The organism is Terriglobales bacterium (assembly GCA_035651655.1).
Classification (GTDB): Bacteria; Acidobacteriota; Terriglobia; order Terriglobales; family Acidobacteriaceae; genus DASRFG01.
The window spans coordinates 50,018-72,198 of the sequence record DASRFG010000011.1 but is presented as its reverse complement, the minus strand read 5'-3'; the positions used below and the strand labels follow the sequence as shown (position 1 = coordinate 72,198).

Genomic DNA, 22,181 nt, shown 5'->3' with positions numbered 1-22,181 from the left:
TAAAACAATGAGCGAATTAGGGCTGGCGCGAAGACGTCGCTTTGCCGGAAAGTGCGGCGGCCCGGTGGGCAGCTCGATTGGCCTCAGCTTGTTTTCCAAGTTTTTTATAGGCTTGCGCCAGCAGGCCGTAGATTGCCGGGTTGTTCGGCTGCAGTTTGGACGCTTCCTGAAGCTGAGCGATCGCCTGGTTTGGTTCGCCCGCCTCGAGCCAGGCATGAGCGATATTGAGGCGAGTATCGCCGCTGGAATCTAAAAGCGTTGCGGCCTCGAACTGGTCCTGAGCGGAATCAACTTTCCTTTGCCGGAGATACACCCGCCCGAGAAGCACACGGGCCTGGGATTGGTGCGGGTTGCCGTGAAGGCTACTCTCTAGCGCTTCCTGTGCGCCAGCGAGGTCGCCGGATTTTTCCAGGGCTGCGCCAAGATGGAGCACCGCAGAAGCATCGTCCGGCCGAAGAACGCGCACCTGCCGGAAATAGGCGGCAGCCTGGGGATAGTTCCCTGCCCTGAGCTCAACCAGACCGAGTTGTAGCAGAGCCGTAGCCGACTTTGGCTCCCTTGCTAGCAGTTGTTTCAAGGCAGCGCGCGCGTCCGCGAGCCGGTCATCGTCGGTGGCGAGCATGGCATCATGCAGCAGGTTCTGCTCTTCAATTTTGTCTTTGGGATCGGGCAGGAGCGAAGGTTCGGGAACGTTGGTAGAGCCTTCTGGCCCGAGATAGCCGAGGGCGCGAAGTTCCGCCCTTGTGGTTTCGGGCACGGAGCCGGGGGCAGCTTTGGTGGGAGTCTTGGGCTTCGCTTGGGCAAGTAATTCACGGAACTTCTGCACCGTAGGGTTCCAAGGTTCATAAGCGTTGTGCAGTTCCTTGGGATCGGTGCTCAGGTTGTAAAGCTCGGGGCGAGGAGCTTCGATGAGTTTGAAGTTCTCGGCGCGCAGCGCACGCAAGGGAGACCAGCCGAAGTGCAGGGGGTAATCGGTCTCAGCAATGGCGGGACGCTCGTTCACTTCAGTCTTGAGCAGAACAGACTTTAGCGATGAGCCGTCAAAGGCTGTGTGCGGCAGAATTGAGAGCAGATCGAGCACCGTGGGCAGAATGTCCGGCGTGCGTACCTGATTTGAGACTACCGTGCCGGCTGAGCGCCCAGCGGGCAGCTTCAGGATGAGCGGCACGTGAAGCGTGGAATCGTATAGAAAGATGCCGTGCGTTTGTTCCCCGTGCTCACCGAGGCCTTCCCCGTGATCGCCAACAACAACGATCAGTGAATTGTTGTACCAGCCATGTTGCTTCAAATAGTTCACGAAATGCTGCAGGGCAGAGTCGGCGTAGGTGATCTCGCCATCGTAGGGACGGTCTTTATAGGTTTGCGAATAGGGCGCTGGCGGCTCGTAAGGGTCATGTGGATCGTACAGGTGGACCCATACAAAACGCGGGCCGGATTGATGGGCGCTGAGCCAAGCTTCGGCGTGGGAAACGACGTCCATGCCGCGACGTTCGACCCTGCCCCAGCGAGATCTGCCCGCGCCATGAGGGGGGAAATTGTCGTAGAAATCGAACCCGCGGTCGAATCCGGGGGCGAGAGTCTTGCTATCGAGGATGGCAGCGCCGATGAAGGCTGCAGTGTGATATCTGGCAGCCTGGAGAAGTTCTGCCCAGGCGGGATGAATCGCCGAGAGTGGAACTCCAAAATCGGAAACTCCGTGTGTGCTGGGTAAGTCGCCGGTCAGGATTGTGGCGTGAGATGAGTTGGTGATGGGGCTCGCGGTGAATGCGTTGGCGAAGCGAATGCCATCTTTTGCCAGGCCGTTCAGCGCGGGAGTTTGAACCCCAGCATAGCCGTAACACTGAACGTGGTCGGCGCGAAGGGTGTCAATAGTAATAAGGAAGAGGTCAGGAGGGGAGGTAGGGCGTCGGATTTGAGATCTGCCCGCGACCTGTGATCGAAGCCGGGGAGCATGAGCACTGAGAGACGAATTCAGACCGTTGGCGGACAGAAAACAAACCAGCAACCACGTGGAGATCCTCATTCAAGTTCAGCCTAGCACATGCCACGACGAGAGCTGAGAAGCCGGACCGAGAGACTCTCTAGTCACAACAGGCAAGAACTGGAGCATAGATCCGATGCGTAGATTTCACTCTCGTGGGGAGTTTGATTGTCGTGAGTTATTGCTGGCCGGGAGGGGGCAAACGTTGCGCTTGCGCTCGCTCGCGCTGAGCGTCGGCATTCAGGCCGAGTTGTTCATAGGCATCGGCGAGGAAGGCATGGGCCTCGCGCGAGTTCGACTCCACCTTCGCAGCCTCGCGCAGGTTGGGAAGAGCATCGCGAGGCTTTCCTTGCAGCGAGAGAATTCGGCCTAGTAGCAGATTGGCGCGGTAATGCGAAGGCGCAAGTTCGAGTGCGGTATGCAATTCGCGCATGGCATCAGGCACACGGTCAATACGAGCATAGACGGAACCTAGAGAGAAATGTGCGTCCGCCCACTTAGGCGCGTGCTGGACAGCAAACTCAAACTCCGGCGCGGCAGCTTGCCAGTCGCCAGTCCCGAACAGCGCCAACCCGAGTTCGTAATGCCCCATCCCGGAGTCGGGACGCAGTAGCAATGCCCTCTTAAGAGCGGGAACCGCCTTCTGATAATCCTTCAGGCGGGCGTAGGCGGTACCCAATTGCATCTGCGCCACCGGCATCTTGGGCTCATCTGTTAAAACCCGCTCCAGACGGGGGATTACCTCGTGGTAACGGCCGTCCTCCATATCCATAATGGCTTCGTGCATCAAGTTGGCGATCTCAACTTTATTCTTGGGATCGACAACATTTGAGCCAGTTTTTTCTAGACTTTCGGCTTCCGGAGTACCGGTGTCCGAAGCGACGTAGCCCAAAGCATTCAGCTTTTCAGCCTGCTGCGGGTCAATTTCTGCCGGCCGCGTCGAAGAACTGCTGGAGCGAACGCGAAAGTCGGTGAGTTGGGCCGCCAAAGTATCTGCAGTGGCAGGGCGCGTTGAGGCCAAGTTGCGGGAAGCTTGAGGATCGGCAGACTGGTCGTAAAGCTCGCGTTGTGGAGCTTGGATGAAAAGATAGGTATCGCTGCGCAGCGAGCGAAGCGAGCTCCAGCCAAAAGCTCGGTGTGGGTAATCGGTTTCCGCATAGGCGGGACGGTTTAAGTCGGTTTCGGGCTGGGGCATGTGTGCGGAAGCGCGCGTACTTTTAGAAGCCCCTGAGGGACGACCGCGGGTCATTAATCGCAACACGGATTCGCCTTGGATGTTTTTGGGAAGCGGGACGCCAGCTATTTGCAGAATTGTGGGCGCGACGTCAACTAGACCGGTCCTAGAAGTTACCGTTTTCCCGGCGAAATGATTTGAAGGCTGCTTGAGGACAAGGGGGACGTGGATTGTTTCATCGTAAAGAAAAATGCCGTGCGTTCTTTCTCCGTGTTCACCGAACGCCTCGCCATGGTCCGCCATGACTGCAATCAAAGCACCGTCATAAAGCTTCCCAGCGCGCAATGCGTTCAGGAGCGTTCCGACGACCGAATCTTCATACGCGATCTCGCCATCGTACGGAAAGGAAGCATGCTGCTGCTTGTACGGAGCGGGGGGATCGTAAGGATCGTGCGCGTCATAGAGATGAACCCACAAGAAGAAGGGGCCCTTTCGAGGCTTGCGGAGCCAGGCTAAGGCACGCGCAACCACATCGCCACCACGGCGTTCCACGGTTTTATAGCGATCCTCTCGCGGGCGACGCAGCCGAAACCCAGCGTCGTAAACATCAAAGCCACGATCGAAACCAGGAGCAAGGCCATCCAGCGGATCCAAAATCAGCGAACCGACGAAAGCTGCGGTGCGATAACCCCGGCGGTGCAGGATGTCGGGAAGATAAGGAACGTCGGGTAGCAGCGGCTTGCCGAAATCATTGACATGGTTGAACTGAGGATAGGTGCCGGTAAGGATTACTGCGTGTGACGCCGTGGTAAGCGGGACCTGGGCATAAGCCCGGCTGAATATGATGCCGTCTTTTGCCAAGCGATCGAGATTGGGCGTGAGCGCACGGTGGGAGCCGAGAAAGCCCATGCGATCGGCTCGGGTGGTGTCTAGCGTGATCAGGACGATATTGGGAGGAGTGTTGGGTGGAAGGGCAAGAGCCGAAAGCCCTGACATCCCCAAGAAGAGAGCCAGACATCGGGAAAACCGCATAGAAAAAGGGAGTCTACCATAGGCAGACTCCCCGAATTCCACTCCGAGACAGTTCCTTTAGAAGACAAACTTCAACGCGAAGTTCATGTTTCTGGGACCGCCCTGGGCGATTACCGGATTGCCGACGGCTACGTCCGAAGTCTTAGTCACCTTAGCGAAGTTACCGGCCAGTGCATTGTCCGGCAGGTAAAAGAAATTCGCCCGGTTCAGAACGTTGTAAACCTCCCAGCGGAACTGGACGTTCAGACGCTCGGTGATCTTGGTGTTCTTAATCAGTGTCATGTCCCACTGACTCAGGCCCGGCCCAATTAGCTGGTTACGACCCGAGTTGCCGACTGTTCCAGGACAAGGAACGAAAAATGGCGACAAAGGAGTTCCAATCCCAGTGCGACCACAAGCGTCGTGCGTCCCTGCAGGTGATGTCTTTGTAATAAAGTCTTCAACCACATACTGATTTGGATTACGGGTTTGATAAACAATTGGCGAACCGTCGTACGCAGCGCGAATAGAGCTGCCAACCAGACCCTGGCCTGAAGGATCACTGCTGCTGGCGAGCAGCGCCGTAAATGGACGGCCGCTTATGGCTGTGTAGATGGTGCTGAGCTGCCAACCTTTACCCGCACGTTCACCCAGGTGCGGAATTGCAGGCACAGAGTACACGCCTGCCACGTTAAAGTTGAGTCGCACATCGTGATCGCAAAGGCCACGTGAGTCGCGAACATTCAAGGGGTTGTTCAGCTGAGGATAGTCCCCAGCCCCGCCTCGGTTCACGGAGTTGTTGTCCAAACACTTGCTCCAGGTGAGGTTGTATTGTGTGTCGAGTCCGTGCCAGTCGCGCTGGTTATACGACGCTTGCAAGCTGTCGTACTGCGAACGCGCGAGGTTGGTTGCCTGAATGATGTGCTTAAGTGGTAAACCGGGTACGGCATTAGCCAGTGGACGCAATGGATCACAGCTGGGGCCCGCGCAACCGGTGCCGAGTGGAGTTGCGTTCAGATCCCGGTACAGGACAAGATTCTGTCCGCGCTGGCCGGAGTAACCGACGGTAAGCACATTGTTGCGGGTTATTTCTTGTTGAACGCTCAGACTAAGGTTGTGTAAACGCGGAGTCCGGAAGTTGTTCACAACCGAAAAAGCATTGAAGGGAGGCGATCCGGAGGGACTGGGACCGAAAATTGATCCGCCCCCAGGAGGAGTCAAGCAGATATAGTCCCCGGTTTGGGCCACCGGATCAAAGCAAGTGGCGCTGGGATCATTCGGATTGGGAAGCGATCCGATGTCACTGGCGACATCTCCAGTAATTGAGACTCCAAACGAGGAAAATTTCCCGAGATCGGGTTGCGTGAAAGCGCCAGACCGTGCTCGGGCAAAACTGTACGGGGCCGCCAGCGCGGCGAAGTTAGCAATATCGTAGGTCATGGAGTAACCGCCGCGAAGGGCGGTTTTGCCATTACCTGTCACGTCCCACGCGAACCCGAGGTGAGGGCCAAAATCGTGTTTATCGAGATTATGTAGACGGTCAATGCCCTGTCCTAATCTGACGAAGCCGCGATCGGGAAAGAAGTTCGAACCGATGTTGTCTTTCTCGCCCAAGGCTCCATTCAAATCCCAACGCAGTCCGTAACTTACTGTGAGCCGAGGTCTGACCTTCCAATCATCTTGTGCATAGAAGCCGACCGATTTCTGGAAGATGTGACGATGCGTATCGCCAAAATTGCGGTTTGCATTATCAACCTTGCCCAGCAGTAGCTCTTCGACGGCGTCCTGGACGGGATCTCCGGATATTCCTGAGGCGTAACCCAGGAAATAACCAGCTACTAAGCCCGACCTCGCACGATTGCGGAGACTATTGGTGTAAGCGTTCTGATAGTTGCCGCCAAACTTGATGGTATGGTTGCCTTTCACCCAAGAGTAGTGTTCCGACCAGTCCCAAGTGGAATCAGGCCGGGTGGTGATGGGATATCCTTGAACACCACCGATGTAACCGCCGTACCCGAGCTGATACAAATACACGTAGGGCACACCGAAATCCGTGGGAGACAGGGGACCGGTATCCAATCCCAGGCTCTTAGGATCGATCTTATTGTTGACCTCAATGATCTGTGCAAAGCGCGTGTAGCCCAACCGGCTCTCTAAAATTTTGTTATTAGCAATGTTCCAAGTCCAACTCAATCCACCCATCTGCGCGCGTGAGGGAGCGACAGAATTGAACAAATCGGGCTTCGGCCCGCCTGCGGGTAGACCTGCAAAGGGTGGCGCGCTTTGCAAACTGTCTCCGAAAATATAGCGACCGTTTATAGAGTGATTTTGGCTGAGCTTGTAGTCGCCTTTGATACCAAAACCATCATCCTTAGCCGTAGTTGGCGTTTGTGCAACAAGACTTGTCGTGGGTGACGTGGGGAAGAAATTGAGCAGGGCTTGCCCGACAGGATTTACCGCAAGCCCTTTTGCATTAATGTCAGCAAGTGCTCCCTGAATCTCAGCCGGACTGGGAACGGTCCGACTGCTGACGGCCAAGGACTTGTAGCGCTGGCCTTCGTAATAGACGAAGAAGAATGCTTTATCTTTGATGATCGGACCGCCCAAAGTTCCGCCAAACTGATTGTTGTGTAAAGGGGTGGACTTGCACTCGCCCGGAGCCGCGCAGTTGTCCGGATTATGATTTGAAAAATAATTGGCCGCATCAGCGAAGTTTGTATGACGCACCCAAGTCGCGGTTCCATGCCAAGAATTAGTGCCGCTCTTCATGCCTAGAAGAATGGGTGCACCACCCTTAACTCCAAACTCGGCCGATGGGGTCTCTTGGACGCTCAACTCCTGAATCGCTTCTGGTGGAAAAATGGTGGCGGGTATTCCTACAACTCCCGTTTGGTTAACCGCGGAATCGCCGTAGTAGCGATCATTGTTATACAGACCGTCAATGAAATAGTTATTCGAAGTAGTGCGCGCGCCGTTCACGCTCACGGCCAGGAAGCCTCCGCCGGGAGAGCGCTGCACACCCGGAGTCACCGCCAGCAACGAGTTGAAGTCGCGTCCATTCAGCGGCACGCTCGCAATCTTTTCAGTGTCCACATAGTTATTGTTGTTGGGAGAGAGATCGACCAGCGGAGCCTGGCCCTCTACCGTCACCGTCTCCGCTCGTTGCCCAATCTCCATTTTGAACCCGGCCCGCACCACTGCACCGGAAATCACTTGTGCCCGTTGGCTCATGGTCTTGAAGCCTTCGGACGAGATCGTCACGTTGTAGTTGCCCACCGGCAAATCGGGAATGCGATACGAGCCAGTGCTGGAGGTGGTGGCAGAGCGACTGAAACCGGTGTCCACGTTCTTGGCCGTAACATTCGCATTGGGCAGCACCGCGCCGGTCGTGTCAGTGACGTCGCCGATAATATCGCCAGTAATTTTCTGCGCGAAGAGCGGAAGAGCAGCCATCAGAACTGCAATTGCCAATACGGCAAAGCACCGCAAAAGCCGCATACGACCTCCACAAGCCAGGGATCGGGCACGTGCGCCAAGTTCGAACTTCTGATAGCGCACAAGTTTACCCACAAGTTGTGAGTAGTCAAGGAGTTTTATCGAAACGGGGGTGTCGGCGGCAAGACATAACATTCGCCGTGGCCAAAGAGCTAGGCGGCAACGCGTTCAGCCCGAGAGTGAAAGACCTGGCGCAAGGCTGCGTTGGCCTGCGCGACGGCGGCGCGTGTGGCCGGCATTTCCGCGAGCGCGTTGTGCACCATGAAATCGTGAATAGTGCCGAGATACCGGGTTGCTGTCACCTGGACACCGGCTTGCATCAATTTGCCCGCGAAAACCTCGGCTTCGTCACGCAGAACGTCGCATTCTGCCGTGATAATCAACGTGGGTGGCAGCTCTGCCAGTTGCTGCAAGGAAGCTCGCAGGGGAGAGGCGGTGGGCTCAAAACGCACCTCGGAAGCGGAGAAATAATGGTTCCAGAACCATTCCATGGCTTCGAGGTCGAGCGCGTATCCGGCGCCGAACTGGCGATAGGACTCGGGATCGGTGGAAGCATCCAGGGTGGGGCAGAACAGAATCTGGAGGTCAATGTTGGGACCGCCGCGCTGCTTAGCGAGCATGGATACGACCGTGGCCATATTTCCGCCGGCGCTGTCGCCCGCGAGCGCAAGCCGATTGGAATCGAGGCCGAGTTCATCGCCGTGCTCTGCGATCCATTGGGTTGCGGCATAGGCTTCTTCGTTGGCGATGGGATAGCACGATTCCGGTGAACGCGAATACTCTACAAAGACAATCGCGGCGTTGGCGCCGTTTGCCAATTCTCGCAGAAGGCGGTCGTGGGTCTCGCGGTCTCCGACGACCCAGCCTCCACCGTGGAAATACATAACCGCCGGGAGCGGGCCGGCAATTCCTTGCGGCTTAACTATGCGAATGAGAACCGACCCGCGCGGACCAATGGGAAGCGTGTGATCTTCGATGTCGGCTGGCAGTTTAGGAATGGAGATTGATTGCATATCCAAAAAGACGTGCCGCGCGTCTTCTACTGGAAGCTCGTGAATCTTTGGACCAGGTGTGGAAGCGAACTCGTCGAGAAGTTTTTGAACGGCAGGGTCGAGGACGGGGGGCTGGGACGGGTTGTTCATAGGTCCTTTATTTTGTCAGGCGGCGCTGGCGGATGGAGACCGTTCCAATGAAGCGCGATCCCACTTGCCGAGGGTAGCGGCGGCCTCATAGGTACTTTGCAGAAAATCCATGAGGGCCAGCCTTGGTGACTCGGCCCGGCGAACATCATCGTACATGAGCAGGTACTCGGAGAGTGCGGTGCTGTAGAACCCGGGCCTAGGTCTGACGGGAGCAGCAGAAAAGCCTGCTGGTTCTGGAGCCGCATAGGAATAAAAGGCAGCGCCTTTCACATCCCCGCCACCGGGCCAGAAGCCCGCGCTGCTGACTTCATGTGAGTACGCCTCCCGGGTGATGATGTCCGCGCCTTTGCGTTCGGGCGCCGGGCGTCCGGAGAAACGGGTGACTGCGAGATCGAAACTGCCCCAGAAGAAATGTACCGGGCTGGCCTTGCCAATAAAGCCGGCACGAAATTCTTTGAAGACGGTATCGGCAGACTGCAGTATTCGCCAGAAGCGGTGGGCATAGTCAGCATCGTAGGAGGCGTGCTGTTCGTCCTTGTCGAAAGGGATGGGGTCGGGAACTTCGCAGGGCATCTTCCAGATTTTTACCGTGATGTCCAGATCGCGCAGCATGGCCATGAACTCGCGATAAAACCGGGCGACCGAGCGCGGTTCCAAAGCGAGGGTCGCGGCGCGTCCGTCGCTGAGATGGATTGAGAGCTGATGATCAATGAAGTCGAACTCAATTTCGAACAGGATGTCGCGGTACGGAATGGGTGAGGTGGTAAGCCCACTGGCGGAGACATACAGCGGAACTTCCCACCAGTGGTTCAAGTGAGGGCTCAAGGCGAGGCGAACCTTTCCCACGATTTGCGTCCACATGTGGAGCGTGGCGTAGGTGTCTTTCCATTGATCGAGCGGCAATTCGGGCCAGGCGAGTTCGCTATTGGCTGCACGAGAGTTGTTCACGTTGGGGTTCCGTTCAAAGGAAATATCCTACGCCGGAAAGTGGCGGAGTGTAAGGGGCTGGAGTTTTTAAGACCGGGTTGATGGTTGGAAGGAAGTTAAAGAGAGCTGCACTGACGGAAAGGGGATCGGGCGGGTGTTAGCAGTAAGTTGTCCAGGAGCTTACTCGGCACTCGCCCGATTCATCAAGGAGAGCTGATCACCCCCTTTCGCAGCAGTGCTCGCTCTAATGATTACCACGGGGCATATCGAAGGCAGCGTAAAGTTTTGTAAACGTCCGGTAAAGATTTGTAACGCCCCGCAAGCAAAAATTCAGGGCGCGTAGGAAGCCAAACTGCTGCAGTTGCCAACCGCGCGAGAGCCAACGAGGAGTTGAGCAGAAACAACGGCAGAGGAACCCAACCTTGAAAAAATCTTCTCACGTAACAAATGATCACGCTGGACACAGCGGTTTGGGTAGAGAGGAGCACGTCAGCAAATGTAAAGTTTTGTAAGAACGAAAAACCAGATTGGATTGGTTACACATTTTTACAATTCGTTGACCAAATCTTTACAACCAAACACGGCAAAAAATGTCTTAATAGTCGATCCATTCATTGAGCTTCTATAGATACGAGAGAGGCGGACGAAAATGCTTACAACCGAAACCGAGTTTGTGGAGATCGTTGTGGGAGAGCTGGCGAATGGGATTGATCGGTGCCTGCAGTATTGGATGACCGAGATCGAAGATGTTTTGAACAGCGCCTTGGACGAGCGGCAGAAGTTGCGCGAGATTAAGTCGGTGATAAGCCGCTGCAGAGAGGATTTGCCAATCTCAACCTGGGGGCCAACTCATGATTGCTGACGGACCGGGAGCCCAGGGAATAGTGTCCAACATCTACGCCGGCGTTCTCTGGATTGGGTCGTTAGTTGTGACTGCAATAATGACTTCTTTATTCGTGTTATTGGCCAGGCTTCTGGATCCGGAAGCAGGGTCGCCGCAAATCAGCAAGGCTTCTTCTGTTCGATGATCAGAGACAGAGTGGCAGTGCGCCGCACACGATAAGTCGGTTGTGTGCGGCACACGGCACTACGGTTTTGAAGTAGTTCCCATCCGTTTCTGCATATGGTCTAAGTGGCGCTGCTGCATCTGGTCGAACTTGGCCTGCTGCACCGGCGTGAGCAAGCTATACACCTTCGATTGCAACTGTTGTTTGGTGACAATCAACTCCGCAATGGTCTGCGCTTCTTGATTGGCGATGGCACGAACTTTGGCGTCATCGAACTGCCCTTTTTGAGTAGCCGTCAGCATCTGCTGATGTGTGGCCGCGAGCTGCTGGACCAGGTTTTTGATATTGGGCTTTTCGGCCGCAACCAGCGCCTTCACTTGTTGTCTCTGGCTGTCATTTAGGTCGAGGCGCCAAGCCATCTGGGCCATATGATGGTCAATAAGACCGTCCATTCCCCAGCGGCGATGCTGGTGGGCCCATCCCTGACCGACGGCGGCAGTGCCGACGACCAGCAAGATCACAACTGCTGTAACAGCATATTTGCGATTCATTTTCCCTCACCTCCGATTACTAACTTAAACACGTATTACGCCGCACGCGCGTAAAGAGTAAGTCAAATATCGTAAAGTTTTGTAAATCCTACTTACACTTCTTTACACGCTCGGCGCAGCCGGTGGTGTAGAACTTATTAAGGATTAATAGGCCAAGAGAGCCATGGACCGGGTATTGGTAGTGGATGACGACGTGGAACTCTGTGAACTGGTGAGGGAGTACCTCGAGCCGGAAGGGTTTCAAGTCGAGCTGGTGCACAACGGCAATCGCGGATTTGACCGGGCACGCTCAGCCGAACATGCGATCGTGGTGCTGGATGTGATGCTGCCAGGCCTAAGCGGTCTGGATGTGTTGCGCAAGCTGCGAGCTGCACATTCCGCCATCCCCGTGCTTTTACTGACGGCCCGGGGAGAAGACGTGGACCGAATCGTCGGGCTGGAGTTGGGCGCGGACGACTATTTGCCTAAGCCATTTAATCCCCGAGAACTAGTGGCACGGATCCATGCCATCTTACGGCGTACCAAGCAAGAGGGAGCGGAACATAAGCCGGGGCCGGTGGTGATCAGCGTCGGCGACGTCGAGTTGAATACCGGCACACGCACGGTGCGCCGTAACGGAACTACGGTTGAAGTAACGGCAGTGGAATTCAATTTGCTCGAGGTGCTGTTGCACGAGGCTGGCCGCGTAGTGACGCGCGAGCAGTTGGCGAAGGCGGTGCTCGGCCGGATGTTCTCGCCCTACGATCGCAGTATTGACATGCACGTGAGTAAGCTGCGCAAAAAGCTGGGCGGGGATGGGCATGGCGAAGAGCGCATCAAGACGGTGCGCGGGGTGGGCTACATCTACGCTTCATCGGCAGCCACCGGGAAGAGTGCCTGACGGATGCGAAGCATATTCCTCAAAATTTTTCTTTCATTCTGGTTAATTCAGGCACTGATCCTGGGACTAGCATTGCTGTTAGCCGAGCACCCGGCGGAGAGGGTGGTCTCCCGCTGGCGCTACATTTCTTCTGACGCGCTCAAGCATTACAACGAGACCGCGGCCTCATTCCTCGAGCAGGGCGGAATCAAGGCTGCTGATGAATATCTGCAGCAGCTGGAGAAGTCGGCGGACATGCAGTTTTTCTGGTTTGATTCCCAGGGCCGGGAGCTTTATGGGCAGGCGGCATCAACCCCAAAACGGGTCAGGCAGATGGCCGGGTTGGCCGGGCAGACCAACCAACCTCAGTTCGAGAACCGGTTTGACGCTACCCTGACGGCACAGGTAATGACTGCCAGCAGCGGGAAGGGTTACATCCTAGTGGCCAGAATGCTCCACGGGCACGGCCCGATGGCTTTCCGACGATCAACACGGGAACTTTTCTGGCACCTTAGTTTGGGAACGTTCATCTCCGGTCTGATTTGCTTCTGGCTGGCGCGCTATCTTACCGGGCCGATTGTGCGACTGCGGGCGGCGACCCAACAGTTGGCGAGCGGTGATTTTTCAGCAAGAGCGGCGGAGACCGAACGCAAGGACGAGATTTCGGAACTGGTGCACGATTTCAATCGCATGGCGCGGCGATTGGAAGCCTTGGTCAACTCTCAAAAACAATTGATGAGCGACATTTCGCATGAGCTGCGCTCACCGCTGGCGCGCTTGAATGTGGCCCTGGGACTGGCCCGGCAACGCGCTACCGAAGATGTGGGCAAGGCCCTCGACAGGATCGAACTGGAAGCGCAACGGTTAAATGATTTGATAGGAAAGCTGCTGACATTAGCCCGCCTGGAAAGCGGCGAGCAGACGCCCGAGCAGAGGAGGGTGAACATCCCTGATCTGCTAAAAGACGTGATTGGGGACGCCGATTTTGAGGCGCACAGCCGCAAATCGCGAGTGAGATTGGTGGAAATTGAACCGGCTGCCGAGGATTGCGAAGCTCTAGGTAGCCCCGGACTATTACGCAGCGCGTTTGAAAATGTAATCCGGAATGCGGTCCGCTATACGGCAGAGGGGAGCGAGGTTGAGATCCGATTGGGCTGCGAGGGAACGAATAGCGGGAACTTTGCCGTGATTACCATCCGCGACCATGGCCCGGGGGTCCCGGATGAAGAACTCAAAAACCTGTTTCGTCCTTTTTACCGAGTAGATGCTGCGCGTGAACGGCAAACCGGCGGCTCGGGGTTGGGACTGGCGATCGCTGAACGAGCAGTTCGCCTGCATGGCGGTACGATCAGCGCGGCCAATGCGCCGAATGGGGGTTTCGTGGTGGAGATCCGGTTGCCCGCTACGACTGTGCCCAGTCATGAAACTGTGCATCAATAGGTTGCAGTAATTCATCACATCACAATCGACAGCTGGGGGAGTAGTTGGTGGGTTAGAGAGCAAACAATGCAAACGAAAGACCTGTTGTTCGGCTTGGTGCTTCTCGCGAGCGGAAGCCTGCTAGGTTGCGGCAGCGCGGTGCAGAACTCATCCGCGCAGCAGCGCGGGAAAGGCGCGCAGCAGCAACAAGCAGTTTCTGTCGGCGTGGCGCTGGTGGAACAGCGTGATGTGCCTGTGTACCTGACTGGGCTCGGTTCAGTGACGGCGTTCAATACGGTGGCGATCAAGAGCCGTGTGGACGGACAACTGGTAAGGGTTGCGTTCCGGGAAGGCCAGGAAGTACGGCAGGGAGAATTGCTGGCGGTGCTGGATCAGCGTCCATTTCAGGTGGCCCTGGAGCAAGCACGGGCGACGCTGTTTCGAGATCAGGCACAACTGAAGAATGCACAATTGGATCTGGAAAGGTTCAAGGGGCTGGTCAACGCGGGAATCGTTTCCCGCCAACAGGTTGATACACAGACTGCCCTGGTGGGACAGCTGGAAGGAGCAGTGCACGCAGACCAGGCGGCTGTAGACAATGCCAAACTGAACCTGGTTTATACGCGCATCGTGGCGCCGATAAGCGGCCGAGTGGGGCTGCGAATGGTAGACGTAGGGAACATGGTCCATGCATCGGACCCGACTCCGATGCTGATCCTTACACAGTTGCAGCCGATATCTGCTGTCTTCACCCTACCTGAAGATCAACTGCCAAGTGTTGCCCAGCATATGCGCAATACTCCTCTTCGTGTGGAAGCCTACAGCCGAGATGACCGCACAAAACTTGCCACCGGCACTCTGCTCACGATTGACAATCAAATAGATCAAACGACTGGCACCGGCAAGCTAAAAGCGATTTTTACAAACGAGGAGCGAGCACTCTGGCCCAATCAGTTTGTGAATGTCCACTTGCTATTAGAAGTCCGGAAGAACAGCATTGTCATTCCCTCGGCGGGCGTTCAACGCGGCCCGGACGGGATGTTTACCTACGTGGTGAAACCAGACAAGACGGTTGAGGTGAGGCCGGTCTCGGTGGCGCTTACAGAAGGCGGCCTGGCAGCAGTAGCGCAAGGATTGAGGCCGGGGGAAATGGTGGTCACGGATGGCCAAGACAAACTGCAAGCTGGAAGCAAGGTGGAACCCCGAACTGGCAATACCGGTCACCTTAACGCGTCCTCCGCCCCGCCTACTCGCATCTCCGCGCCATGAGTCCGTCTCGGCTGTTTATTCTCCGACCGGTTGCGACCTCGCTGCTCACGATTGGCTTGTTGCTGGTGGGGTTTGTAGCTTACCGGCAGCTTCCAGTATCAGCATTACCAGAAGTTGATTACCCAACTATTCAGGTGATGACGTTTTATCCGGGAGCCGATCCCGATGTAATGGCGTCGTCTGTGACCGCGCCCTTGGAGCGGCAGTTCGGGCAAGTGCCAGGCCTGAGCCAGATGACCTCGACAAGCTCATTCGGAAGTTCGTTGATCACACTGCAATTCAGCCTCGATCAAAACATTGATGTGGCCGAGCAACAGGTCCAGGCAGCGATCAACTCGTCGGGAACGTATTTGCCGCGGGACCTGCCCAATCCACCCATTTACAGCAAGGTGAATCCGGCGGATGCACCGATTCTTACGCTGGCGCTCACCTCTGACACATTGCCACTCACCAAAGTTGAGGACCTCGCCGACACTGCCCTGGCGCAGAAAATTTCGCAGCTTCTAGGGGTGGGACTAGTCACCATCAGCGGCGGACAGAAACCGGCGGTAAGGATCCAGGCAAATCCGACAGCGCTGGCTTCGAATGGCCTCAGCCTTGAGGACGTGCGCACCTCTCTGGCGCAGGCGAATGTTGATCAGGCGAAAGGCGTGCTGGACGGCCCTCGCCAGTCTTTCACTATCGGCGCCAACGATCAGCTGACCTCGAGTAATCAATATCAATCGGTGATCATCGCCTACCGGAATGGCGCGCCGGTGAGGCTCGCTGACGTAGCCAACGTGATTGATGGCGCCGAGAATGCGAATCTGGCTGCGTGGATGAACGAAACACCGGCGGTGATCATGAACATCCAGCGCCAGCCGGGCGCGAACATCATCACGGTAGTGGACCGGATCAAGAAGCTGTTGCCTCAGTTGCAGTCTTCCCTTCCAGCATCCGTCAAAGTGCAGATTCTTACTGACCGCACGCAAACCATTCGGGCCTCAGTGCAGGACGTTCAGTTCTCTTTAATTCTCACCATCGCGCTGGTGGTGATGGTGATTTTCCTGTTTTTGAGGAATCTTTCGGCGACTGTAATTCCGAGCGTGGCAGTACCGCTGTCGCTTGTAGGCACCTTTGGAGTGATGTACCTGTTGGGTTACAGCCTGAACAATCTCACATTGATGGCCTTGACCATATCCACCGGCTTTGTGGTGGATGACGCCATCGTGATGATTGAGAACATCGACCGCTTTCTGGAGCAGGGCGATTCCCCGCTGGAGGCGGCGTTAAAGGGATCGGGGCAGATCGGGTTCACGATTATTTCGTTGACGGTGTCGCTGATCGCGGTGCTCATCCCGCTGCTGTTTATGGGCGACATTGTTGGGCGGTTGTTCCGTGAATTTGCGGTGACGCTGGCGGTCACGATTTTGGTGTCAGCGGCGATCTCGCTCAGCTTGACCCCGATGATGTCTGCCAAGCTGCTCAAGCCGAAGGGAACCCATCAATCGCTCTTTTATCGAGTTTCCGAGAATTTTTACAACCGCGTGGTCGAATTTTATGGACGCACGCTTAAGTGGGTGCTAGGTCATCAGACCGCGACTTTGGTGGTCACCTTTGCGACTCTGGTGTTCACCTTGCTCCTTTACATTGTGGTGCCGAAAGGCTTTTTCCCGGTGCAGGACACAGGCGTGATCCTCGGCATCTCGGAAGCGCCACAGACCGTGTCGTTTCGAGCCATGGCGGAAAGGCAACAGAAGCTCGCAAGCGTGATCCTGAAGGACCCCGATGTGGTCAGCCTATCTTCTTTTATAGGGGTGGATGGGGTTAACACCACGCCCAACAGCGGACGCATCCAGATCAACCTAAAACCGCGAAACCAGCGCAAGCCTTCAGCCTCGGAGATTATCCGCCGAATACAGCCTCAGTTGGCCAAGGAGGAGGGGATCACGCTTTACATGCAACCGGTGCAGGACCTGACGATCGAAGACCGGGTAAGCCGCACGCAATATCAATACTCAATCGAAGATGCTGACGCGCAGGAATTGGGAGTGTGGGCGCCCAAGCTCTTACAACAGTTGCGTAGCAAGCCTCAGCTGCACGACGTGGCCAGCGACCAGCAAAACGGAGGGCTGAGGGTGGAACTGGTGATCGATCGCGACACCGCGTCGCGGTTGGGAATTCTGCCGCAACAAATTGACGACACACTTTACGATGCCTTCGGCCAGCGACAGATCTCGACCATCTTTACGCAATTGAATCAGTATCACGTGGTGCTCGAGGCGGCCTCGAATTTCCAGCAAAGCCCGGACTCGCTCAAACAGATTTATGTTCGCTCGAACACGGGCGTGCAGGTGCCGCTCTCGGCTTTCTCGCATTTCGAGTCAACCAACGCGCCGCTTTCGATCAACCACCAAGGACAATTTCCGGTGGTCACGCTGTCGTTTAATCTTGCCCCCGGAGTTTCGCTGGGCGAGGCCACGAAGGTGATCGATCAGGCGGAGCGTGAGATTGGGCTGCCAGAAAGCATTCATTCGAGCTTCCAGGGAACGGCGGCGGCGTTTAGGAATTCACTTTCGACGGAGCCTTTCCTTATTCTGGCGGCGATTATCACTGTCTACATCGTTTTGGGTGTGCTGTATGAGAGCTACATTCATCCCATCACCATTCTCTCTACGCTTCCTTCCGCCGGCGTGGGCGCAATCCTCGCGCTATTGATAACAGGAAATGACCTGGGAGTGGTGGCGCTGATCGGCATTATTTTGCTGATCGGTATCGTAAAGAAAAACGCCATCATGATGATTGACTTTGCGCTAGAGGCGGAGCGCGTGGAGCACAAGGCCCCGGAAGAGGCAATCTTCCAGGCCAGCCTGTTGCGCTTCCGGCCCATCATGATGACGACCATGGCGGCGCTGCTGGGCGGGCTGCCGCTGGCATTGGGGAGTGGAACTGGATCGGAGTTGCGCCGGCCCCTCGGAATCACCATAGTAGGAGGACTTTTGTTGAGCCAGTTGCTCACGTTGTACACCACCCCAGTGGTTTATCTGGCATTTGACCGCATAGCGAGGCGCTTTTCGCGATTCCGGATTGGCAATCCCATCGAAGAGCCGGCAGAGGAATTGGTCCGAGGCGACTAGGCGATGAACATCTCCGCCCCATTTATCAAACGGCCGGTCGGGACATCGCTGCTGGCCGCGGCAGTACTGCTGGCGGGGGCGCTGGCTTTCAAGTTTCTTCCGGTTGCCCCGCTGCCGCAGGTGGAGTTCCCGGTAATCCAGGTGTCTGCGGGATTGCCGGGGGCGAGTCCGGAGACCATGGCCTCAGCGGTGGCCACGCCGCTGGAACGGCAGTTCGGCCGAATTGCGGGTGTTAATCAGATGACTTCGACGAGCCAACTAGGCTCGACAAGCATCGTGTTGCAATTCGACTTGAACCGCAACATAGACGCTGCGGCGCGCGATGTGCAAGCGGCGATCAATGCCGCGCGGAGCCAGCTACCCGCTAACCTGCCGAACAATCCCTCGTATCGAAAAGCAAATCCCGCCGATGCGCCAATCATGATTTTGGCAATGACGTCTGACGCCGTGACGCAGCCGCGGATGTACGACGCGGCCGATTCTATTCTGGCGCAAAAACTGGCCCAGGTTGAGGGCGTGGGGCAGGTATTTGTGGGTGGCGGCGCTCGCCCGGCGGTACGAGCAGAGATAAATCCGACCCTGGTGAACAAGCTCAACGTTTCGCTGGACCAGATTGCCGCGGCTCTGACGGCGGCGAACGCAAACCGGCCGAAAGGACAACTGTCTGACCGAAACCAGGCCTGGAGCATCGGAGCGAACGATCAGCTGTTCTTGGCCGAGCAGTACCGATCGTTAATCGTTGTGAATCGAAACGGCACAGCGGTGCGCCTGAGCGATGTTGCCGATGTTCAAGATTCCGTGGAAGACATTCGCAATGTGGGGCTGGCAAATGGAAAACCAGCGGTGCTCATCATTGTTTTTCGCCAACCGGGGGCAAACATCATCAGTACGGTGGACCGAGTGCGGAGCATGCTGCCGCTGCTCAGGTTGTCTATTCCGGCCGCGATTCACCTTGACGTGGTGTTGGACCGAACCATCACGATTCGCGCATCGGTCTCGGACATCGAGCGCACCATAATCATTTCTGTAGTTCTGGTGATTTTGGTGGTCTTTGTGTTTCTCCGCAGTTGGCGGGCCACGGTGATTCCCAGCGTTGCTGTACCACTTTCATTGGTCGGAACGTTTGGGGGGATGTACCTGCTGGGCTACAGCCTGGACAACCTGTCGCTGATGGCATTGGCGATCTCTACCGGCTTCGTGGTGGATGACGCCATCGTGGTGCTGGAGAACATTACTCGATACATCGAGGTTGGAATTCCGCCGGTGCAAGCGGCATTTCGCGGGGCGAAGGAGATCGGTTTTACCGTGCTCTCGATGAGCACGTCGCTGGTGGCGGTGTTCATCCCCATTCTTTTAATGGGTGGCCTGGTGGGCAGGCTCTTCCGTGAGTTCGCGGTAACCCTGAGCCTGGCGATTGGGGTTTCTCTGCTGGTCTCATTAACGACGACTCCGACCATGTGCGCCAAGTTCTTGCGTCCGATGAGCGAGGAACAGCACGGCAGGATCTACGATTTCAGCGAGCGAATCTTTGCGGGAATTCTTGGAATTTATCGGGGAAGCTTGCGCTGGGTGTTGCGGCATCAACCGCTAACGTTGTTTATTACGGTTGCAACCGCTTGTTTAAGTGTGTACCTGTACATCATTGTCCCGAAGGGATTTTTCCCGCAGCAGGATGCCGGCCGGATCGGCGGTTCCATCATCGCTTCACAGGACATCTCATTTGCCGCCATGAAACAGAAGATGATTCAGTTCGCTTCCATCGTGGTGAAGGACCCAGCGGTGGAAACCGCGGTTGGCTTTGCGGGAGGAAACACCGCGGCAAACAGTGGACGCATGTTCGTCACCCTAAAGCCGCTTTCAGTCCGTAAGGTAAGCGCTGACCAGGTGATTAGCCGTTTGCGAAGGAAGCTAACCGTAGTGCCAGGCGCGACACTATTTCTGCAGGCCGCCCAAGACCTGACCATAGGGGGACGGCAGAGTAGCGCACAGTTCCAGTACACCCTGCAGGGGGAGCACTTGAGCGACCTTCTTGTATGGGCGCCGCGCCTGCTGGACAAGATGCGCAAGCTGCCTGAACTGCGCGATGTGAACAGCGACCAGCAGGACAAGGGGCTTCAGGCCAGAGTCGTGGTGGATCGTGATACCGCGTCGAGGTTGGGAGTTAGTTCGGCGGTGATTGACAGCACCCTCTACGATGCCTTCGGACAGCGACAAGTCTCCACTATGTACCGGCAGTTGAACCAGTATCACGTAGTCATGGAAGTGGACCAGCGCTTCGCGCAGGATCCGGAGGCGTTGCGAGAAATCTATGTGCCCTCTTCGAGCGGCGTTGCGGTTCCACTTTCGGCCTTCGCCCATTTTGAGAATTCGAATACAGCGCTAGCGGTGGCCCACCAGGGACAGTATCCCGCGGTAACGATCTCTTTTAATCTTGGGCTGGGCGTTTCTCTTAGCCAGGCGACACGCGCGATTGAAAACGCGCAGCGTGCCATCGGATTTCCAGGAACTATTCACCCCAGTTTTCAGGGAACGGCGGCGGCATTTCAGTCTTCACTTGCCTCCGAACCGTTGCTGATTCTGGCGGCCTTAGTGACGGTTTACATCGTGCTCGGGGTGCTGTACGAAAGCTACATCCATCCCATCACGATTCTTTCGACGCTTCCCTCTGCAGGAGTGGGCGCAATCCTGGCATTGTTGCTGACGCGCAATGAGCTGAATGTGATCGGGCTGATTGGCATTATTTTGCTGATTGGAATCGTGAAAAAGAACGCGATCATGATGATTGATTTCGCGCTTGAGGCGGAACGGCACGAGGGCAAATCGCCGGTGGAAGCGATCTATGAAGCCTGCCTGATGCGCTTTCGCCCCATCATGATGACGACCATGGCAGCCATGCTTGGCGGGCTGCCGTTGGCGTTGGGGATGGGCACGGGGTCGGAGATGCGAAGGCCGTTGGGCATCACCATCGTAGGCGGTCTGATCGTTAGCCAGGCGTTGACGCTGTTCACCACCCCGGTCATTTACTTGTACCTGGATCGGCTGCGTTTGCGGATGAGCAGCCGGCGGTCGGGAGTGCAGCAGCTAAGTCCCGTTCCGAACACGAGTCCGGGGGACTAACAGTGGGTAATTATCGAAGTCCGCCACTTGGCGTCAGCAGAAAGACATGCGTCGGCCCGGCGTGCATTTCGTCATCCATGTCAGTCTGGCGGTCGCGGGCGAGGTCATGGTGGAAGCCGCCGATGGCAACTATCTGGCCACGATCGTTGATTCGGAGTGCAGAGGTCAAGACGACGTCTAGAGTTGGGGAAATCAGGCTGTTGAGGTCCCGCATTCCAGATTTCCTGGTCCAAATGAAGGCGCGGGAACCGAGTGAAGTTTGGGAGGCGCCCACCACCTCCTGCGAGCTGTTTACGTCGAGGGCCTGGCTGAAACTACTCCCCGCCAACGAACCGATGTCCTCCATGCCCGCCTCTTTGCTCCACAGAAAGGCATGAATCGCACCCAACCCCATAGAAGTACCCACTACATGACCCGCTTGATTGATGCGCAGCGCTTCGCTGGAGACGTCGCCGGGCAAAGTGCCGAGGTCCACCATCCCCGACCTCCGGTTCCATAGAAAGGCGTGTTTTCCGGACGAACTGGAGGAAACACCGACCACGTCACCAGCATTATTGATGGCGTAAGCCTGACTCATATCGCCACCGGGTAGTGTCCCCAGACTGTGTATCCGTGCATGCTTCGACCAGATGACAGCGCGTACGCCCCGCGACCCACTGGAGTAGCCGACGATCTCCCGAGAATTATTAATGGAGAACGCCCGACTGGCATTGTCACCGGCCAAGGTACCGAGATCTTGTATGCCGCCTTTGTGGGTCCAAACGAAGGCATGCACCGATTTACCGCCGTTCGAATCGCCAACAACCACCCCTGAATCGTTGACGGCGAAACCCTCGCTGTATTCTCCTCCGGGAAGCGTGCCTAAATTGAGCATGCCTTGCTCTGCCGTCCACACGAAAGCGTGAGTGTCGCTTCCGTGCGTGAGACCCGAGCTGCCGACCACTATGTTGGCTAGGTTGTCGGCATGACGTCCGAGGCTGCTGTTGTTGGCTGCTCCTTTGATTTCAATAACGGTGTAGGTGTCAGCTGCAAAGGAGATCCTGCAACATGCGAGCAAGAGGAATGTGATCAAGATCAGCCGGGACTTGCGATCTAAGTCAGGTTTCATATCAC

13 protein-coding genes are annotated in these 22,181 nt (G+C 56.3%); 6 read left to right on the top strand and 7 right to left on the bottom strand.

The features are described 5' to 3' along the window. Positions 1-16: 16 nt before the first annotated feature. From VFA76_05235 to VFA76_05215, 5 genes are all read right to left on the bottom strand, one after another. Positions 17-2,023: a sulfatase-like hydrolase/transferase gene (locus tag VFA76_05235; protein ID HZR31240.1), complete on the bottom strand. Its 2,007-nt coding sequence runs from the start codon at positions 2,021-2,023 to the stop codon at positions 17-19. A 136-nt stretch (positions 2,024-2,159) separates the two neighbouring features. Further along, positions 2,160-4,151, bottom strand: coding sequence for a sulfatase-like hydrolase/transferase (locus tag VFA76_05230; GenBank protein HZR31239.1), 1,992 nt, complete (start codon positions 4,149-4,151; stop codon positions 2,160-2,162). Between the two features lie 93 nt (positions 4,152-4,244). Continuing rightward, positions 4,245-7,664, bottom strand: coding sequence for a TonB-dependent receptor (locus VFA76_05225; GenBank protein ID HZR31238.1), 3,420 nt, complete (start codon positions 7,662-7,664; stop codon positions 4,245-4,247). Between the two features lie 149 nt (positions 7,665-7,813). After that, complete coding sequence (locus tag VFA76_05220; protein ID HZR31237.1) at positions 7,814-8,803, bottom strand: alpha/beta hydrolase; 990 nt, start codon at positions 8,801-8,803, stop codon at positions 7,814-7,816. A gap of 15 nt (positions 8,804-8,818) precedes the next feature. Then, a complete protein-coding gene (locus VFA76_05215; protein ID HZR31236.1) occupies positions 8,819-9,751 on the bottom strand; it encodes a DUF5996 family protein in 933 nt (310 codons plus the stop codon). Positions 9,752-10,379: 628 nt separating this feature from the next. On the opposite strand from VFA76_05215, the gene VFA76_05210 reads away from it, so the two are divergent. Then, positions 10,380-10,592, top strand: coding sequence for a hypothetical protein (locus VFA76_05210; protein HZR31235.1), 213 nt, complete (start codon positions 10,380-10,382; stop codon positions 10,590-10,592). 225 nt (positions 10,593-10,817) lie between these two features. On the opposite strand, the gene VFA76_05205 is transcribed toward VFA76_05210, so the two are convergent. Next, the gene (locus tag VFA76_05205; protein HZR31234.1) at positions 10,818-11,288 is read right to left on the bottom strand and encodes a Spy/CpxP family protein refolding chaperone; all 471 of its coding nucleotides are present in this window, start codon (positions 11,286-11,288) and stop codon (positions 10,818-10,820) included. Positions 11,289-11,451: 163 nt separating this feature from the next. Between VFA76_05205 and VFA76_05200 the strand changes: the two genes are divergently transcribed. The 5 genes from VFA76_05200 (at position 11,452) to VFA76_05180 (ending at position 21,068) form a co-directional block, all read left to right on the top strand. Next, on the top strand, positions 11,452-12,168 hold the full coding sequence (locus tag VFA76_05200; protein ID HZR31233.1) for a response regulator transcription factor: 717 nt from the start codon (positions 11,452-11,454) through the stop codon (positions 12,166-12,168). Between the two features lie 3 nt (positions 12,169-12,171). Beyond that, a complete protein-coding gene (locus VFA76_05195) occupies positions 12,172-13,587 on the top strand; it encodes an ATP-binding protein (GenBank protein HZR31232.1) in 1,416 nt (471 codons plus the stop codon). A gap of 66 nt (positions 13,588-13,653) precedes the next feature. Continuing rightward, positions 13,654-14,835, top strand: coding sequence for an MdtA/MuxA family multidrug efflux RND transporter periplasmic adaptor subunit (locus VFA76_05190; protein HZR31231.1), 1,182 nt, complete (start codon positions 13,654-13,656; stop codon positions 14,833-14,835). After that, complete coding sequence (locus VFA76_05185) at positions 14,832-17,951, top strand: multidrug efflux RND transporter permease subunit (protein HZR31230.1); 3,120 nt, start codon at positions 14,832-14,834, stop codon at positions 17,949-17,951. The genes VFA76_05190 and VFA76_05185 overlap by 4 nt, the downstream gene beginning before the upstream one ends. A gap of 3 nt (positions 17,952-17,954) precedes the next feature. Next, positions 17,955-21,068, top strand: a complete 3,114-nt coding sequence (locus VFA76_05180; GenBank protein ID HZR31229.1) for a multidrug efflux RND transporter permease subunit — start codon at positions 17,955-17,957, stop codon at positions 21,066-21,068. Between the two features lie 10 nt (positions 21,069-21,078). Here the strand turns inward: VFA76_05180 and VFA76_05175 are convergent, their stop codons facing one another. Further along, positions 21,079-22,176: a hypothetical protein gene (locus VFA76_05175; protein HZR31228.1), complete on the bottom strand. Its 1,098-nt coding sequence runs from the start codon at positions 22,174-22,176 to the stop codon at positions 21,079-21,081. Between the last annotated feature and the right edge of the window lie 5 nt (positions 22,177-22,181).

What these genes read in the sequence shown, in the direction of transcription:
- VFA76_05190 (HZR31231.1), top strand. Translation starts at nt 13,654, where the DNA reads ATGCAAACGAAAGACCTGTTGTTCGGCTTGGTGCTTCTCGCGAGCGGA.
- VFA76_05195 (HZR31232.1), top strand. Translation starts at nt 12,172, where the DNA reads ATGCGAAGCATATTCCTCAAAATTTTTCTTTCATTCTGGTTAATTCAG.
- VFA76_05205 (HZR31234.1), bottom strand. Translation starts at nt 11,288, where the DNA reads ATGAATCGCAAATATGCTGTTACAGCAGTTGTGATCTTGCTGGTCGTC.
- VFA76_05220 (HZR31237.1), bottom strand. Translation starts at nt 8,803, where the DNA reads ATGAACAACCCGTCCCAGCCCCCCGTCCTCGACCCTGCCGTTCAAAAA.
- VFA76_05235 (HZR31240.1), bottom strand. Translation starts at nt 2,023, where the DNA reads ATGAGGATCTCCACGTGGTTGCTGGTTTGTTTTCTGTCCGCCAACGGT.
- VFA76_05175 (HZR31228.1), bottom strand. Translation starts at nt 22,176, where the DNA reads ATGAAACCTGACTTAGATCGCAAGTCCCGGCTGATCTTGATCACATTC.
- VFA76_05210 (HZR31235.1), top strand. Translation starts at nt 10,380, where the DNA reads ATGCTTACAACCGAAACCGAGTTTGTGGAGATCGTTGTGGGAGAGCTG.
- VFA76_05200 (HZR31233.1), top strand. Translation starts at nt 11,452, where the DNA reads ATGGACCGGGTATTGGTAGTGGATGACGACGTGGAACTCTGTGAACTG.
- VFA76_05185 (HZR31230.1), top strand. Translation starts at nt 14,832, where the DNA reads ATGAGTCCGTCTCGGCTGTTTATTCTCCGACCGGTTGCGACCTCGCTG.
- VFA76_05180 (HZR31229.1), top strand. Translation starts at nt 17,955, where the DNA reads ATGAACATCTCCGCCCCATTTATCAAACGGCCGGTCGGGACATCGCTG.
- VFA76_05225 (HZR31238.1), bottom strand. Translation starts at nt 7,664, where the DNA reads ATGCGGCTTTTGCGGTGCTTTGCCGTATTGGCAATTGCAGTTCTGATG.
- VFA76_05230 (HZR31239.1), bottom strand. Translation starts at nt 4,151, where the DNA reads ATGTCAGGGCTTTCGGCTCTTGCCCTTCCACCCAACACTCCTCCCAAT.